This is a genomic window from Bacillus sp. M6-12, from assembly GCF_002860285.1.
GTDB lineage: Bacteria > Bacillota > Bacilli > Bacillales > DSM-1321 > Peribacillus.
Genome location: NZ_PGVF01000001.1, coordinates 522419 through 537658, shown reverse-complemented (window position 1 = coordinate 537658; position 15240 = coordinate 522419). Strand labels below are relative to the sequence as shown.

Genomic DNA, 15240 nt, shown 5'->3' with positions numbered 1-15240 from the left:
AGAGAATACCGAAGATTGTTCCCACTGCAATAAATACAAGGTCAATCGTTACTTCTTTAATCACTTTGCACCATTTTTTCGTCTTTTTCATATTGAAAAACCTCCTGTTTAATCCCTTGTTGTAGAGCTTTAAGAGCCAAAGAGATAATATCTGTTCTTGACATGGAATCAACGAATGCTTCTAATACATCGTCTTCTGAATCATCTTCTTCTATAAATAATTGTTGAGGAAGCTGTATATCCCCCAATTCAGCAACTACGTTCCCAGAATAGATTTCAATGACTTTCCAATCCTTTATCAAAATATTGCCCTCATAATAGCCTGTAGACGCTTCTCCTGTCACTTGGAAGGTGTCTAATAGATTTACTTCCACTTGCTTACCTGAATGAAAGGCAGACGTTTTAAAAGCATACTGCTTCAATGTTCGATAAAGAATAGAGACAATATCACTTGAATACGTAGCATTAATTTCTCCTCTTTCATTGCGAAGAACAAGAAATAGCCATTCAAATGTTTCTATCCAAACTTCATCTTGAGCTTCCTCTTCAGGAATAGATGTAATCGACAAGATTTCCAATAATTCTTCTGTTTCATTGTTCACTTTTAAAACCATTACTTCATCTGATACAGAATAATGTTCTTCATTACCTGTTAATTCAATTGCAGAATAAAACGAGAAATCTGTTGTTACTACGTTAAAGTAATTTTGATTTACAAAGTTCCCAACAAAAAATAAACGATTATTAGCCTGATAAAAAGAACGTGGTAAGAAAAAATCATTTCTTGTTTCCTTGTTAAGTAAAGTGCTTGAAATTTGAATGTTCACAAAAATCTCTCCTTTAAAATGTAATATCAAAAGATATTTCCTTTATTATAAAATCTTTTATATTATAGTCCATTCTTTCTTTGAAAATTATAGAATCGTATTGATATAGGAAGAAAGGCTGTGATATAATAACTATGATTTTATCGCCTATAGTCTATAAAATTCATTTCTTTGACTAAAAATAAGTAAAACCATCAGGGAGTATAGTCAAGGACTAAAACATATAAAATGCAATTTACGTACATTTTTCTTAAATAAGGGGAGAGAAAAAGATGGCAGAGGCATTACTGCAGGATATTACACAAACCACTGGTCTGTTCTATTACATGACCATGAAGGATTTTGAGAGAGCGGAAGAACGGAAGGGGAAAAAGAAATCTAAGAAGTTAAATAGCGAAGAGAAAAAAGCCCTTCACGAACAATTGAAGGATAACCTCTCCGACATCTTTTCTTTTTCTTCCCTAAAGAAATCTATCGCTCCCAAAAGTTTAAAAATCAACAACTATGAAGATTTATACACATTCTTTTCTAATGCAGATATGTTTGCCTTTATCAGAACAGCAGAAACAATAGACACCTATTTCCCATGTTCCATTATGGAAGGGAACTATGCTTGGATTAGCAAAACAGAAGTTGGTCACTATCGTTATTTTTCTAAGTCTAAAAACGCTAATGCAATTGGATTTGACTTAATAGATTTGTTGGAAGTGTATTATGGTTATTCAACATCTGAAACGATTGAAAAAGCTGTGAAAGATTTAAAGATAAAGTTCATGGAGGATATTTGGGTGGAGAATCAAAACAAAAAATATTTATCAAATTTAACCATGATACATGGGGCGAAAAAAATGATAGAGCAAGAATACCCTCATTTATTTCAATACCTAAAAGGTCATTTAAAAGTATTAGAGACCATGAATGTTATCGCCAATATCAATGTGAAGAAACAAGAGTTTGGATATAACGGAGAGAATATCTTCTTTGCTTCTAATTCTTATATCGCTGATTTCTTAGGAAACTACACTCTCTCAACAACCAATAAGGTCATTAATCTATTTGCTGTTTTGGGTTTGATAAAAAAAATCAAAGAGGAGTATATTCCAGTTCAACTTCTTCATGAGTCCAAAGTGATTGCAGATAGACGGAATCTTGGGAATATCATTTCCTATTATATTATTCCACCTATGATTGATACGTTGGCAGAAGCCGAAAAGAAAGCGGAAGTTCTGATAGAAAATCATATTTCTTACACAAATATCAGTAGAGCTAAGATTTCCTTTATTTTTGGAGAGGATTTTGCCAAAAACGTATATGTTCAAGAAATTCAAAAGAACAAAATCAAAAAAGCAGAAGTACCCAATTTAATCCACAAAATTTTAGAAAAAAATCTATTGGAGCTTCTTTCTAAACAAGGATACGCAACAAAGAAAATGGTAGCCAAAAAGTATATTGGAAAAACAACGGTTAAAGACAGGGAAAAAGAGTTGGAAAAAATTTGGAAGAGTTTGTTGATTAAAAATGAACTCCATTATATGAAGCCGACAAAAGAGATGAAAGAAGAATACGGATTGAAAACAAGTGAGTATATTTCCCTCAAAAAGTAGGCGTAAAGGCTTGATATATAAGGGTTTTTCTCACTTCGCAACTTTCGGAAAACATAAACCTATATTACAGGCAGTAAAAAACAAATGCGATGTTTAAAAACAATTTAAAAATGTCTTTACTGCCACTTGTTTTAACAAAAAAAGCTATTGAAAAATCTAAGGTTCTACAAGGCTGATAACAGTTGCCAAGCAACTTTACAAAAAACCTTTTTGTTTATCCATTCTATCTATCGTTTACCAAAAGGAGACAGAACATATGAAATCAGCAGTAAAACAAACAACAAAATTATTTATTAATCCAGCTTTTTTAATATTTTACACACCATTGGTTTTGATGTTTGCTTTTCTATTAACCAGGAGCATTACAGGAACACTTTTTCTTCATTTTTGGTTAGGAATAATGACAACTTCGTTAGCCTTGCTTATGGAAGATGACTTACGTGAATCATGGGGAGCTTTAGTGCTTTTGCATGGATTGTTCTTTATTTCTATTTTTGAAGTGTACCTCTACATAAGAATATTGATTTAAAGAAGATAAGCTCAATATCTCTTATAAAGAAAATACATTTTTCTATAATGTTAAAAAGATATTTAAGAGGAGGTACTAATAGTAAATGTTAAATTATACGAAGTTTTTATCAAAGGAAGGGGCTGAATGGGTTGTATTCCTTCATGGCATAGGTGGTGGCTCTTCTATTTGGGTCAGGCAAATCAAAGCCTTTAAGGAACATTTCAACTTATTATTAATAGATTTACCAGGACATGGAGAGACCGACTATGGATTGGGTGACTTAAATGAACACTCTTTCCCTGTTGTAGCAGAAGAAGTATTAAAAGTTTTAAATCATGAAAACATTGAAAAAGCTCATTTTGTGGGAATCTCACTTGGAACAATTGTTATTCAATCACTCAATGATATTGCTCCTGAAAAAGTAAAATCCATGATTTTAGGTGGAGCAGTAGAAAAGTTCAATCTACCAGCCAAAATGATTATCCAAGTAGCAAATGTAATGAAAAATTTTCTGCCTTATATGTGGCTATACAAACTTTGTGCGTTAATTTTAATGCCTAAAGAACATCACAAAGAGGCACGATTAGCATTTGTAAAAGAAGCCTATAAGTTAGGGAGAAAAGAATTTCTTCATTGGTATGGGATGCATACACAAATAGAGAAAACCATCAAACGTATAAAGAAAAAAGTCAGTCTGACTCCCAAACTTTATATCATGGGAAGTGAAGATTATATGTTTCTTCCTTTCATTACGGTCAATAAAGCGAAGAATGAGGCTCTGCACATCATTGATAAATGTGGACATGTTTGCAACATTGAGCAATATAAGGAATTTAATCAAAGAGCATTAGATTTCTTAATATCCATGAAAAAAGAGAAAAAATTTGCTTAAACCATTCCTTATTGACTATAGTCTATGTTAGAATTAAATAGTTATATAGTAAACGAAGGTAAAAAAGAAAATAAACCATAGATTTTTAAGGAGGATATTTCGTTGATACCAGCACTATTACCAAAAGCACTTTATTCACCAAAGATTATTAATAAAGAGAAACTTGAAAGCAAAGAACCTTGCATTTATATTGCCAATCATACCAGTTTATTAGATGCTGTTTTGCTCTCTATTTATTTGCCTAAGAATGCTGTGTTTGTAGCCAATACAGAGATTGCAGTGAAGTACGCATGGGCGATGAAAGGAAAAGAAGTAATTGCAGTTGACCCTATGAACCCTTATTCCATTCGTGGAATGTTGAAAGTGTTAAAGAGCGGAAAATCTTTGGTTATTTTTCCAGAGGGAAGAATTACTGTTACTAACAATTTAATGAAAATGTATTCGGGTGTGACCTATTTATCTTTAAAAACAGGAGCTAAATTAATTCCGATTGCCCTTAATGGTGGGGAAAAAGCCAAGAAATTGACCTATTTAGAAGGTAAAGTCCCGACTCAATGGTTTCCAGAAGTATCTCTTTTTGTAGGTGACGCATTTAATCTTCCAGAAATGGAAGGGGCGACTATGAGGCAGAAGAAAGAAATGGGAACTCATATTATTTATCGCAAACTTCAAAACTTGTTGTTTGAAAGTCGTATGCCTAAACAAGTTCACTTAGCTGAAATGTTTCGTCAACGAGTGAAAGAAGCACCTGATTTAGAAATTGTAGAAGAAATGAAAGTGCAGTCAAAGAAAGATGATGCTAAACAAAATAAGAAGAAAAAGAAACAAGGAAAAGAAGTATTCACTAAACTTACCTTGAAAGATTTGTGGAGAAAAATCCTTGGATTATCCATTGCTATTGATAATCAAATTTTACAAGATAGAGTGGGTGTATTACTCCCTACAAGCATTGCAAATATGACAACGATTTATGCTCTTTTCCATAGTGGGAAAACACCTGCGTTGCTAAATTTTTCAATGGATGTTTCAACTCTGACTTCTTGTTTAGAAACAGGTTCAATCAATGTTATTATCACATCACGTTCTTTTGTTGAAAAAGGAAAGTTGCAACCTTTAATTGATGGTTGTTCTAAAAAAGCAGAAATCGTTTATTTGGAGGATATTGTAAGTAACATTAATGCCTTTACCAAATCGCAAGTTTTGTTACAGGAAAACAAAAAGGTCACTTCAAAGGCAGGAGATTTAATTCTTTTTACGTCTGGTTCAGAGGGAACACCAAAAGGGGTTGTTCTTTCTCATGAAAATATTTACGCCAATGTTCAACAAGCACGATTAATGATTGATTTGACAAAAGAAGAAAAAATCCTAAATGCTCTTCCAATGTTTCATTCATTAGGACTCATTTTAGTCTTTCTTTCAACACTTTGCCATGTTCCAACTGTTCTTGTACCATCACCACTTATGTATAAGGCAATTCCAGAACTGGCATATGACCTAAAAGCAACCATATTGGTTGGCACTTCAACCTTTTTATCCGCTTATGGAAGATATGCAAATCCTTACGATTTCTTCAAATTACGTCTTGCAATTTGTGGAGGTGAGAAGTTACAAGAGCATGTGTATCAGAATTGGGTAGATAAGTTCGGTATTCGCATTTGTGAAGGATACGGACTAACTGAAACTGCTCCTTTATTATCACTTCAAACACCAATGCTTTATAAAAAAGGCTCTGTTGGTTGTCTTGTTCCTGGTGTAAAACATCAATTGGAAAAAGTGGAAGGAATTGAAGAGGGTGGTAAATTGAAAGTTCAAGCACCAAACCTCATGAAAGGGTATCTGCTTCACGAAACAGGCTTTGTAGAAGCTCCTGAATGGTTTGATACTGGTGATGTTGTAACAGTAGACGATTGGGGGTTTGTGACTATCCAAGGTCGTGCCAAACAATTTGTAAAGATTGGTGGAGAAATGGTTAGTCTTGCAGTTGTAGAAGAGTATGCAAAATCTGCTTTAGGAGTAGATGATGTAGTCGCTGTTGGATTGTCTGATAAGAGAAAAGGAGAAAAGATAGAATTGGTAACAACTTCTTCTGATGTGACGATTCAAATGGTGCGTGATTACTGGAGAGAAAAAGGAATTAATCCATTGTCACTCCCTGCAAAAATTCATACTTTTAAAACTATCCCGATATTGGGTAGCGGAAAAGTTAATAAAGTAGAAATTAAAAAGCAACTTGAAAAAATAAACGAATAGGAGGGCTAAATCATTTGAAATCATTACACAAATTACTCATAACTCAATTTTTAACAGCCCTTGCCGACAATGCTATCTTAATGGCAACTGTTTTTATCATTACGGAACAAGCATTAGGAAATGTATATGTGGCTATTGTACAAGCATGTTTCTTTATTGCCTATGCGTTATTAGCTCCTTATGCTGGTATTTTATCAGAAAAAATTCCAAAGTCTAATACACTTTGGATGGGGAACGCCCTGAAACTCTTGGGGGCTTCTCTTCTTTTCATGGGAGTGAATCCAGCAGTTTCATATGCGATTGTAGGAATTGGAGCCTGTATTTACGGTCCAGGCAAGTATGCGATTTTACGTGAAATTACAAAAGATGAACAAGAGCTTTATAAAGCAAACGGACTGGTAGAAGGAAGTACGATTATCGCCATTTTACTTGGTACAGTTCTTGGTGGTTTCTTATCTGCTAAATCTTTGATGTTAGCAATGATTGTCATTATGGCTTGTTATGTATTGTCTTTTATCTTTGCATTGATTTTACCAAAAGGAGAAGTATCAGATGTGAAGTTTAGTCGTGCTTGGAGAGATTTCGGTAGAGACGTTGCTACTCTTGTAAAAATCAAGGAAGCAAGAACCACTATGATTGGAACAAGTTCATTTTGGATGACATCTTCTGTTCTCCGTTTGGCTATGATTGCGTGGATTCCAATAGCTCTTGGAATAGGTACTGATACTGCTTCCCTTTATATGGGCGTTTCTGCTATTGGAATTATGGTGGGAGCATTTTTATCACCAAAGATTATTAAATTGGAGAAAGTGCAAAAAGTCGTCTATTTAGGGGTAGGTATGTCACTTGCTATTTCAGTAGTAGGTTGGTTGCCATATGCTGTTCCTATTGCCCTGATACTGTTTATTGCAGGATTTTGTGGTGGAGCGTATATGATTCCGTTGAATACGATTTTGCAAGAAAAAGGGACAGTTGTAGGAAATGGAAAAACGATTGCGATTCAAAACTTCTTTGAAAATATTTTGATGTTCTCTGGAACACTACTATATTCAGGAGCATTGAAAGCAGGAGTAGAAATTCCGAATATCATGATTGGATTTGGAGTATTTTTCTTGATTGTTTCATTATTTGTAGGCACTCAATTTAAATCTATTAAATCTATTAAATCATAAAACAAATAAAAGAGCCTATCTAAAAAAGATAAGCTCTTTTGTTATGGGAAAAATTATCTCCCATATTTGTCATATACATTGTCCAGCTTTTTGTTAAAATCAGCAATTGCCTTCCAAATTGTTGTCATGACTTCCTCATTCCACTCTTTGCGATAGAAATGAATGTCCCACCATGCTTGTAAAAAGTCGCCTGAATCATGTGACTTTACCAGTTTAAATCCATAAGATTCAATGAGTTGGTTAAGTTTTTCATAGGACTCTTTAAATTCAGCAACCAATTTATCTGCAGTTTCTTCATCAATGTTGTTATTGTTGCGAATGTACTCATACTCAACATCATTAAGAGAAGTAATAAAATCCAATCGGGCAGTAATTTTACTCTGTTTTCTATCAGGAATATAAAAAGTACAAGCAGTGGTTGTTTCTTTCATCCATACATCCACTGTTAATTGTTCATTTTCATATTTGATAAAATCAGAACAACCTTTTACATAAGTCTGTAAAAAATCGGGTAGTTCGTCATACAAGCTCCATACTACCTTTCCATTAACAATGACTTCTTTGGCATCTTTTGTATTAACAACAACCTTCATATCCGAATGTTTGTCTTCAATATGAACTTCAGTTTCTTTTACCTTTGGTAGTTTATACATTTGTACCTCTCCTTTTGAAAATAAATAAATAAACATTTTCCTTATTTTTTAAATCTAATATCATTATACACATAATTTTTTTGACTATAAACCAAAAATTAAATACTCGTTGATTATTGTCAATGGAAATGCTATAATATTTTATAGACTATAACTATTTATTTGAAACGGAGGAAATAAAGTTGAAAAATAAAGCATGGATTGGATTAGGAATTGTCGTAGCGTTATTGCTTGTGGCTTTCTTTGTTTATAACGGAACAAAAGATAACGCAAAAGATACTGTTGATAAAAACAAAAAAGTAGAACCAATCGCTTATGAAATTCTGGATGACAGTGTTCAACTTGATAAAGAAGTGGACAAATGGTTAGACGAGAATTTAGACAAAGATGGTTTTTACACAAAAAAGACGGATAAAGAAATCTTTGTTTTAATTAGTGGTGGAAAACAAAAAACAACAGGTTATGGCATTAGCCTTAATGCAGTAAAACAAGAAGGCGTAAATGTAAACGTAGAATATGAAGTTCTTGCCCCTGCTAAAAATGCTGAAGTAGAAACAAAAGAAACGAATCCACATATGGTTCTACGAGTTGCGTCTAAAGAAGCGAAAGTAGAAGGTAAAATTGCTCCTTTAGAAGTAAAAACTGACAAAAAAGAAAAAACAGAAGAAGGAAAATAGAATTAGGACACTTAAATGTGTCCTATTTTCTTTAAAATGGGAGAAGGAATATGAAAATTCAACCAGAAAATACAGCCATTACAACAGGTGTATCTAAAAGTGCAAAGGAATTAGAAAGACAATCGAATAAAGAAGACCGCATATTGGATTATGGTTCTGGAAAATTCCGAAATTCTAAATATTTAAAAGAAAAAGGTTTGCATGTTTCCGTATTGGATACAGATTTTCAGATACAAAAGGCTACAGAAGAAGATAAAGAATCTTTTGAAGATATCTTTACTTTAGAAACCTATGAACCTCACTCTGATTATAACAGTGTCTTATGTAGTTTTGTTTTAAACGTCATTCCAGAAGAAGAAAAACGGAAAGAAGCGTTAGAAAACATCCATCAATCTCTTAAAGAAAATGGGAAACTATTTTTAGAGGTGAGAGGGAAAAATGGAATTTTAAAAAACAAGTATAAAGAACCTTATAATGATGGATATGTAATTGGAAAGAATGAAATTAAAACATTTCAAAAACCTTACGAAAAAGAGGAACTCGAAAATTTGTTGAAGGATAAATTTGAAATTGAAAAAATACAGACGTTATCTGATAGCGTTTTTGCAATTGCAAAGAAAAAATAGGGGGAAATACCATGAAATTCGGACAAATGAGTTTACCAAGGTTATCAGACCAGGCAGATTACATTCAATTAGATATATGTGGGTTAAATGCCAAGGAATCCGTAGATAGATACCTTGCTTATAAAACCAATCTTCCTGTTATTCTTCATGGAGATTGGGAGAAAAAAGGAAATAGCGAAAACAATATCGGAAGTCGATTAGTTGATTATGTAGATATTATCAATGGATTGCGTCAGCAAACTGAAATTATTGGATTTACAATGCACCCGACTTTTAGAAAGAAAGTTCCATTTGAGGAGTTTTTATTCTTTTGCGATGAACTAACAAAAGATACAGGAGTTCCAGTCTTTATTGAAAATAGAAGCAACCAAAAAATATGGTTATCAACACCAGAAGAAATCATTGATTTCAGTCATAAACACGATATGACGATTGATTTACCTCAATTATTTATCTCCTGCCAATTTAATGAGGAGTTATTTGTAGAGACATTAAAGAAAATCCATTGGATTAATGTGAAAGAGCTTCATATGGCAAATATTAAGAGACAAGCTCCAAGAACCTTTGTTGCTCGAAAGGTAGAAGACGGAGAGTTAAAGATACATAATATTATTTCTATCTTTGAATCCGTTCCTTATTGCACAATTGAAATATTAGGTGGTGTCCCTACATTTGATTCACAAGTAGAAATCTTAAAATCTTATAAATAAGGGACATTCCCATAGAATAAAAAAGAATCAAAGAAAAGAGGGGATTTAAATTGAATCAAAATGTAATGAAACTTCCAGAACTTAATTGCTTAACACCAAATGAACAGACAACTTTTCGTAAGTTGGTTGAAGAAATTGCTGAATGTAATACAGCGATTGATGATTTGCGTGTCTATGAGGAAAATCATTCAACAAATCATCTGTTGTTAGGCGATGAAGAAGTTCAACGAATTCGCTATGAATATAAAAATCGTTTAAATGATGTTATGGGAGAAATTATGGATATTGCACAAGTTTGTGCTTCTCAATTGTTTGTATTTGAGAAAAAAGGAATTGATGCCCAAAATCTATTTAAATCATATAGTGATTTGCAACCAGAAAGTTTTCAAGATACGGTTTTTTATGTCATTGATAACTGTCGCTATGTTCATTTTGCTCAAACATTTTTCAGAGAAATGAGCTTACAATCTACGATGAATACCATTATTCTTTCAATGGGTAAGATTGCTCAATTAGGCAAATTTACAGGCGTTAATGGTGAAGTGGCTACGATTGATGAAGAAACATCGAATCGAAACTATGTTTATGAGTTATTTCATATTATTCAAGATTGTTTCAATTTGCTGTACAACATGAAATACAAATATAACATTGATATCGAAACACTATTTGAACAACACGTTGAAAAGTTGGTAAGAAAAGGATACTGTTCTCTTTAATAAGAAGAATTGAATCTCTAAAAAAAATAGGCAAAAAGGAATGAATTCAATTATGAAAAAGTTAGGATTATTATTGATAATGGCAGTTTTCTTGCTGTCTGCATGTAGTGGAAATACAAAATCAGTATCAAACAAGAATGGACTCAATTCAAAGACTGAATCAGCCAGTGTGAACTCTACTTCTTGTGAACAAGGTGGTCTTATTTATGATAATGATGAAGACCCCGATTGGGAAATTGATTTGGATGGCGATTGTGAAGGTGATATTGAATTTGAAGGTCATGAAAACAAAACAAAACATAAACCGACAGATAAAACAGGTGTAATCAATAAAGCTAAATCACAAAGCTCACAGTCCACTGTAAAAAAACAAACGACACCAACAATTAAGAAAACAACAGAAAAGCCAACAACCACAACAAGTAATACAATTAAGAAAACAACAAAGACAACAACAAAGACAACACCTATCAAAAAAGACACAACCATTAAGAAAAGCACTACGAAAAAAAGCACAAGTTCATTTTCAAGTAAATCGTCTACAACAAAAACATCCAAGTCTTCTACGAAAAGAAGATAATTTAATCAAGATGCCTACCAATTTAATTGGTGGGTATTTTTTTGTTCTCACTCTTCATCCGACCTCTACTATGCTTTGGTTTCTGTCAAGTTTACATATAAGAAAGTAAATAGATTATTCGTAGTGAAAGGAGTTGCAAGAAATCTTAATTAGTTTAAGCATCATTTCTGCTGTAATTGGAACAGTTTTATTGATAGTAGGGGCAATGAATTTGGCATCAGCAAGTCTAACCCCTCAATCAACATGGAGATATGCCACAAAATACTTTGTACTATCAGCCATTTTTTATGTGCTGTTTGGAGTTTTTTTATTATTTTAGTTTGATATAAAACACTATTTAAAGAAGAGAGAGGAGATAGAAAAATGAGAAAAGATTGGGATAGTTACTTTATGGATATTGCGATGATGGTGAAAGAAAGAAGCACTTGTCCAAGATTGCACGTAGGAGCAGTTATTGTAAAAGATAAGCGAATTAAAGCAACGGGATATAATGGGAGTCCATCAGGAGTTGACCATTGTGAAGATGTAGGGTGTTTAATGATTCACAACCATTGTAAACGAGCGGTTCATGCGGAAGTCAATGCCATTATGCAGTGCTCACCAGAGGAAAGGGAAGGAGCAACTATTTATGTGACTGCTCAACCTTGTATTGATTGTGCAAAAGCGGTAATTGGTTCTGGAATAAAAAAAGTAGTGTATGCCAAGCCATATAAAGCAGATTATGACTTTTTTGAAGAAGCTCCCTGGATAGAAGTTGTTTATTTAAATCCAGTAGAAGAAAAATAGAAGAAAACGGTATGAAAAGTGTCTTTTTAAAAGGCACTTTTTTATTTTATCTACTATTTTTTACAAAAAAAGAACACTTCCTAAGAAGTGCTCTCTTTCTATTAATATTGAACATGAATTTCTAAATCAGGCGTATCTAATTTCAATTCTTTTTGAAGAGCTTCAGAAACTTCTAATTTGATAACTGTTCCTGCTGGTACTTCTTTGAAAGAATAGGTCATAGTGGAGTTTTTCTCTGCAATATCTTCTTTTTCATTGTATTTCAACTCAGTATCAATCGAAATTTCTCCTGTAATATCTTCATCTACTTTTCCTTGAAGACTCATTTCATCTGGAATAACAGAATAAGGAACTCTATCTTCCGTCAAAACTAAATCAAAGGAATCTGTAGACATTTCTAAGATACCACCTTTAGGGAAGTTAATTCCGCTAATCATGAGTTTGTAATTCCATTCTTTTTCAATAAACTCATTCATTTGTTCTGTAGAGAATGTAGAGGTGAAGTTTTTAACAAAAGTACGGTAATACTCAACTTCATCTTTTAATTCTTTGATAGTTTCATCCTGTATATCCATTTTTTCCATGATTAATTCTTCTTGTGTTTTTTCCGTTTTTTCACCAGAACCTTTATCTGTTTTAGTTGGTGCAGTTTGCTCAGTTGTTTGTTGTTCACCTGTATCTCCTTGTGGTTGAATTTGTTTTTCTACATCACTTTGACCGCAACCAGTTAAAAGGGCAATAGGAGCAACTAAACTTAATGCAATAATTGCTTGTTTCTTCATATTTAAAATTTCTCCTTTCATGATTTTATAAATTCGTTGTTATTGTTTTATGCTTTTATTAAGTGTTTCATAAAAGAGAACTGAACGAATACCATCTTAGTTTAATTGTAAAAAATAATTTCCGAAAACATAAATGTATGATATAATAGAAGTATAATAAAGGGAGGGTGAAGGACATGTTTTATCCTATCCAAAGGATGTCTGATATTATCCCAAGAGACGAACTAATAGAAGGATTAGAAAATATCTTGGGAGATGTAGAAGTTATATTTGACGAAGGCTATTATTTAGAAATTTATATCCAACCCAACGGTGTGTCATATGTCAATCCAGAAGATATAAAAACAGGAAATGTAGATAGAGGATTTTATTTTTTTCGATATATAGATAAAGAATGTACTTATGAGGAATTATTGAATATTTTTTATATAGGTTCAATCAAAGAGGAGACAATGACCTTGACTGTTATTCCAAGTAAAGAATGGTTCTTTGAGAACCAAAGGAACATAAGCGTTCCAATTTCAATGGAGTTAGACATTTTAAGGGGAAACATTGCATAGGAGGAAATAATGAGTAAAGAAATAGATAAAGAGATAGAAAAACTGCTATACATTTACAAACGTGCATTGATTATTTTATCAAAAGCCACCGAAGAAGATGTGAGAAAACACTTGTCAGGTCGGTCTTATGAAGAATATGTTCAAGGTGTCGCAAAAAAACATTTAGAGTTAGCCAAGCCTCTTGAAGCAAAAGAGGAAGAACTTGATGATTTAGACATAGATAAATGGATAGAGCAATATGAAAGAAATAAATAAAGAAAGAAAAAGCTACGAATAAAAAAGGAAGAGGGGAATTAGTCTATGAAAGCAAGTGAATTTAAAGGAAAAGAAGTAATTTTGTTTTATAAAGTTAATGAAGAAACAGATGTGGAAAATCCGACTGCAAAAATAATCGATGAAGTAGAAGGTTTTGGACTGTACGTAGAACTTGAAGGTGGTGAAAAAGAAGTAGTTTCTTTTGCAGAACTAAAAGGCTGGAGAGAAATCAACCAATACGAAAAAGATGGGGATTGAAATTTCAATCTCTAAAAAAGGGTATCCACTAAGACACATTGATATTTTTATCAGTGTGTTTCTTTAATTCACTTGCTTACTAAATGTAAGCGTTATAAGGTAAAAAGGGGTTAGTCATCCTGAAGTGATTATATGGAAAGATTGGAAACTAAAATGAATGAAAGAGGAAAAACACTACCAAATTATACCATAGAAGGAGGCAATACTTCATAATGACCCCATTACAAAGAGGTATCAAAAAAGTTGTTGAAGAAAACTGCAAGAAAGGATTGTATGCAGAAACTTTTAGCCCTGAATTTCAAAAAGAAATTAAGCAAAGAGCAGAGGAAGTAGCGGTCTTGGTAACTGAAGATGAAGATTTTGCACAGCATTTAAACTCTGTCATCGAAGAAGCAATTCGGGTCATGGTTATACGATAATGCTTCGGAACAAAACCCATGTTGGTTGACCAGCGTGGGAATTTTTTTGTCCAAAAATAAAAACCCCATTCATCTCTTTCGATTAGAAGTGGGGATTTACGTTTTCTTGCCTTGTTTATTCAATTGGAATCATCCTTTATTAGAACATTAGTTTTACTAAGTGTCCAGCTAATAACCCTAATCCAACAAACAACATATCTACTGGTAGGTCTTTCATTAATTTCGCTGTCATTGTATTCATCACTTATTCCTCCTGGGCTACATCTTATAGCCAACTTTTAATATGGTATTGCAACTAATTAAAAAACATTTTCTACTAAAAACTTAATGATAAAGCCGACTGTAATGCCACTTGCTACCCAAATCAGGTCAGCCAACCAATTTTCTTTAATATCTACTAATAGATTTTTCATGCTGTTTCACCTCTCTATATCTTGTGTTACCTTCTCTAAATTTGTACTATATCTTGTTCTTGTAATTAACATAGCATGGAATAACGAAAAGGTCAACTATTTTTTACTATATTCTCGAATTCGTTATCATTTTTTTGTTATAAACAGTATTTTTTGTACCTATTTTATACATCTATTCGTTTTTAAAGTGAAAATTCCTCTTTTTTAATAAGAAAATAATAAATAACCTCAAACTAATCTATTATAGACAATAAAACAAACTACATTGACTAAAGTCTATAAGTGTTTTATAATAAAATAGATAATGGAAGGAGGAAGAGCCTTGGGTAAATTATCAGGTGATTTATATAAAGCCACCAAAAAACTTGGGAAAATTGCTTCTACTGTTAATGACTTAGAACATTTAGGTAAAAGCATTGCGACAGGAGACCCTTCTCATATCGCTAATCGTGTAGCAAGAAAAGCTACTAACCAGGCGACACATAAAGGTGCAGACAAAGTTTCTAAACAAATAAACAAATACTTTAAATAGGAGTGAAAATTGTA

The 15240-nt window shown here is 32.7% G+C and carries 20 protein-coding genes; 17 read left to right on the top strand and 3 right to left on the bottom strand.

Features of this window, described 5'->3' with window-relative positions:
- Nucleotides 1-56: 56 nt before the first annotated feature.
- Entirely contained in the window at nt 57-827 is a 771-nt protein-coding gene (locus tag CVD28_RS03890) for a hypothetical protein (protein WP_101591047.1), read from the bottom strand.
- A 272-nt stretch (nt 828-1099) separates the two neighbouring features.
- Here CVD28_RS03890 and CVD28_RS03885 point away from each other — a divergent pair, with 272 nt between their 5' ends.
- From CVD28_RS03885 to lplT, 5 genes are all read left to right on the top strand, one after another.
- Nucleotides 1100-2431: a hypothetical protein gene (locus CVD28_RS03885; protein WP_101591046.1), complete on the top strand. Its 1332-nt coding sequence runs from the start codon at nt 1100-1102 to the stop codon at nt 2429-2431.
- A 256-nt stretch (nt 2432-2687) separates the two neighbouring features.
- The gene (locus CVD28_RS03880; RefSeq protein WP_101591045.1) at nt 2688-2960 is read left to right on the top strand and encodes a hypothetical protein; all 273 of its coding nucleotides are present in this window, start codon (nt 2688-2690) and stop codon (nt 2958-2960) included.
- 85 nt (nt 2961-3045) lie between these two features.
- A complete protein-coding gene (locus CVD28_RS03875) occupies nt 3046-3834 on the top strand; it encodes an alpha/beta fold hydrolase (protein ID WP_101591044.1) in 789 nt (262 codons plus the stop codon).
- Nucleotides 3835-3936: 102 nt separating this feature from the next.
- Nucleotides 3937-6084, top strand: a complete 2148-nt coding sequence (locus CVD28_RS03870) for an AMP-binding protein (protein WP_101591043.1) — start codon at nt 3937-3939, stop codon at nt 6082-6084.
- Nucleotides 6085-6098: 14 nt separating this feature from the next.
- Complete coding sequence (lplT, locus tag CVD28_RS03865; protein ID WP_101591042.1) at nt 6099-7256, top strand: lysophospholipid transporter LplT; 1158 nt, start codon at nt 6099-6101, stop codon at nt 7254-7256.
- Nucleotides 7257-7309: 53 nt separating this feature from the next.
- On the opposite strand, the gene CVD28_RS03860 is transcribed toward lplT, so the two are convergent.
- A complete protein-coding gene (locus tag CVD28_RS03860; protein WP_101591041.1) occupies nt 7310-7909 on the bottom strand; it encodes a hypothetical protein in 600 nt (199 codons plus the stop codon).
- A gap of 182 nt (nt 7910-8091) precedes the next feature.
- Between CVD28_RS03860 and CVD28_RS03855 the strand changes: the two genes are divergently transcribed.
- From CVD28_RS03855 to CVD28_RS03830, 7 genes are all read left to right on the top strand, one after another.
- A complete protein-coding gene (locus CVD28_RS03855; protein ID WP_180953905.1) occupies nt 8092-8586 on the top strand; it encodes a protease complex subunit PrcB family protein in 495 nt (164 codons plus the stop codon).
- A gap of 50 nt (nt 8587-8636) precedes the next feature.
- Nucleotides 8637-9212 carry a class I SAM-dependent methyltransferase gene (locus CVD28_RS03850; protein ID WP_101591039.1) on the top strand — a complete coding sequence of 192 codons (576 nt, stop codon included), beginning with the start codon at nt 8637-8639 and terminating at the stop codon, nt 9210-9212.
- Between the two features lie 11 nt (nt 9213-9223).
- A complete protein-coding gene (locus CVD28_RS03845) occupies nt 9224-9922 on the top strand; it encodes a hypothetical protein (protein ID WP_101591038.1) in 699 nt (232 codons plus the stop codon).
- Between the two features lie 50 nt (nt 9923-9972).
- A complete protein-coding gene (locus tag CVD28_RS03840) occupies nt 9973-10641 on the top strand; it encodes a hypothetical protein (RefSeq protein WP_101591037.1) in 669 nt (222 codons plus the stop codon).
- A 52-nt stretch (nt 10642-10693) separates the two neighbouring features.
- Nucleotides 10694-11221, top strand: a complete 528-nt coding sequence (locus tag CVD28_RS03835; RefSeq protein WP_101591036.1) for a hypothetical protein — start codon at nt 10694-10696, stop codon at nt 11219-11221.
- Between the two features lie 133 nt (nt 11222-11354).
- On the top strand, nt 11355-11540 hold the full coding sequence (locus tag CVD28_RS29165; protein ID WP_142384724.1) for a DUF308 domain-containing protein: 186 nt from the start codon (nt 11355-11357) through the stop codon (nt 11538-11540).
- Between the two features lie 44 nt (nt 11541-11584).
- Nucleotides 11585-12007 carry a deoxycytidylate deaminase gene (locus CVD28_RS03830; protein ID WP_101591035.1) on the top strand — a complete coding sequence of 141 codons (423 nt, stop codon included), beginning with the start codon at nt 11585-11587 and terminating at the stop codon, nt 12005-12007.
- A 101-nt stretch (nt 12008-12108) separates the two neighbouring features.
- On the opposite strand, the gene CVD28_RS03825 is transcribed toward CVD28_RS03830, so the two are convergent.
- Nucleotides 12109-12789: a hypothetical protein gene (locus tag CVD28_RS03825; RefSeq protein WP_101591034.1), complete on the bottom strand. Its 681-nt coding sequence runs from the start codon at nt 12787-12789 to the stop codon at nt 12109-12111.
- Between the two features lie 176 nt (nt 12790-12965).
- Here CVD28_RS03825 and CVD28_RS03820 point away from each other — a divergent pair, with 176 nt between their 5' ends.
- From CVD28_RS03820 to CVD28_RS03800, 5 genes are all read left to right on the top strand, one after another.
- The gene (locus CVD28_RS03820) at nt 12966-13349 is read left to right on the top strand and encodes a hypothetical protein (protein WP_101591033.1); all 384 of its coding nucleotides are present in this window, start codon (nt 12966-12968) and stop codon (nt 13347-13349) included.
- 9 nt (nt 13350-13358) lie between these two features.
- Entirely contained in the window at nt 13359-13604 is a 246-nt protein-coding gene (locus CVD28_RS03815; protein ID WP_101591032.1) for a hypothetical protein, read from the top strand.
- A gap of 45 nt (nt 13605-13649) precedes the next feature.
- Nucleotides 13650-13862, top strand: coding sequence for a hypothetical protein (locus CVD28_RS03810; RefSeq protein WP_101591031.1), 213 nt, complete (start codon nt 13650-13652; stop codon nt 13860-13862).
- A gap of 212 nt (nt 13863-14074) precedes the next feature.
- On the top strand, nt 14075-14281 hold the full coding sequence (locus CVD28_RS03805; RefSeq protein ID WP_101591030.1) for a hypothetical protein: 207 nt from the start codon (nt 14075-14077) through the stop codon (nt 14279-14281).
- Between the two features lie 735 nt (nt 14282-15016).
- A complete protein-coding gene (locus CVD28_RS03800) occupies nt 15017-15226 on the top strand; it encodes a hypothetical protein (RefSeq protein ID WP_101591029.1) in 210 nt (69 codons plus the stop codon).
- Nucleotides 15227-15240 lie beyond the last annotated feature (14 nt).

Excerpts from the sequence above, each read along its gene's own strand:
- CVD28_RS03835 (WP_101591036.1), top strand. The coding sequence starts at position 10,694 with ATGAAAAAGTTAGGATTATTATTGATAATGGCAGTTTTCTTGCTGTCT.
- CVD28_RS03820 (WP_101591033.1), top strand. The coding sequence starts at position 12,966 with ATGTTTTATCCTATCCAAAGGATGTCTGATATTATCCCAAGAGACGAA.
- CVD28_RS03875 (WP_101591044.1), top strand. The coding sequence starts at position 3,046 with ATGTTAAATTATACGAAGTTTTTATCAAAGGAAGGGGCTGAATGGGTT.
- CVD28_RS03805 (WP_101591030.1), top strand. The coding sequence starts at position 14,075 with ATGACCCCATTACAAAGAGGTATCAAAAAAGTTGTTGAAGAAAACTGC.
- CVD28_RS03850 (WP_101591039.1), top strand. The coding sequence starts at position 8,637 with ATGAAAATTCAACCAGAAAATACAGCCATTACAACAGGTGTATCTAAA.
- CVD28_RS03815 (WP_101591032.1), top strand. The coding sequence starts at position 13,359 with ATGAGTAAAGAAATAGATAAAGAGATAGAAAAACTGCTATACATTTAC.
- CVD28_RS03885 (WP_101591046.1), top strand. The coding sequence starts at position 1,100 with ATGGCAGAGGCATTACTGCAGGATATTACACAAACCACTGGTCTGTTC.
- CVD28_RS03830 (WP_101591035.1), top strand. The coding sequence starts at position 11,585 with ATGAGAAAAGATTGGGATAGTTACTTTATGGATATTGCGATGATGGTG.
- CVD28_RS03845 (WP_101591038.1), top strand. The coding sequence starts at position 9,224 with ATGAAATTCGGACAAATGAGTTTACCAAGGTTATCAGACCAGGCAGAT.
- CVD28_RS03880 (WP_101591045.1), top strand. The coding sequence starts at position 2,688 with ATGAAATCAGCAGTAAAACAAACAACAAAATTATTTATTAATCCAGCT.
- CVD28_RS03825 (WP_101591034.1), bottom strand. The coding sequence starts at position 12,789 with ATGAAGAAACAAGCAATTATTGCATTAAGTTTAGTTGCTCCTATTGCC.
- CVD28_RS03810 (WP_101591031.1), top strand. The coding sequence starts at position 13,650 with ATGAAAGCAAGTGAATTTAAAGGAAAAGAAGTAATTTTGTTTTATAAA.
- CVD28_RS03860 (WP_101591041.1), bottom strand. The coding sequence starts at position 7,909 with ATGTATAAACTACCAAAGGTAAAAGAAACTGAAGTTCATATTGAAGAC.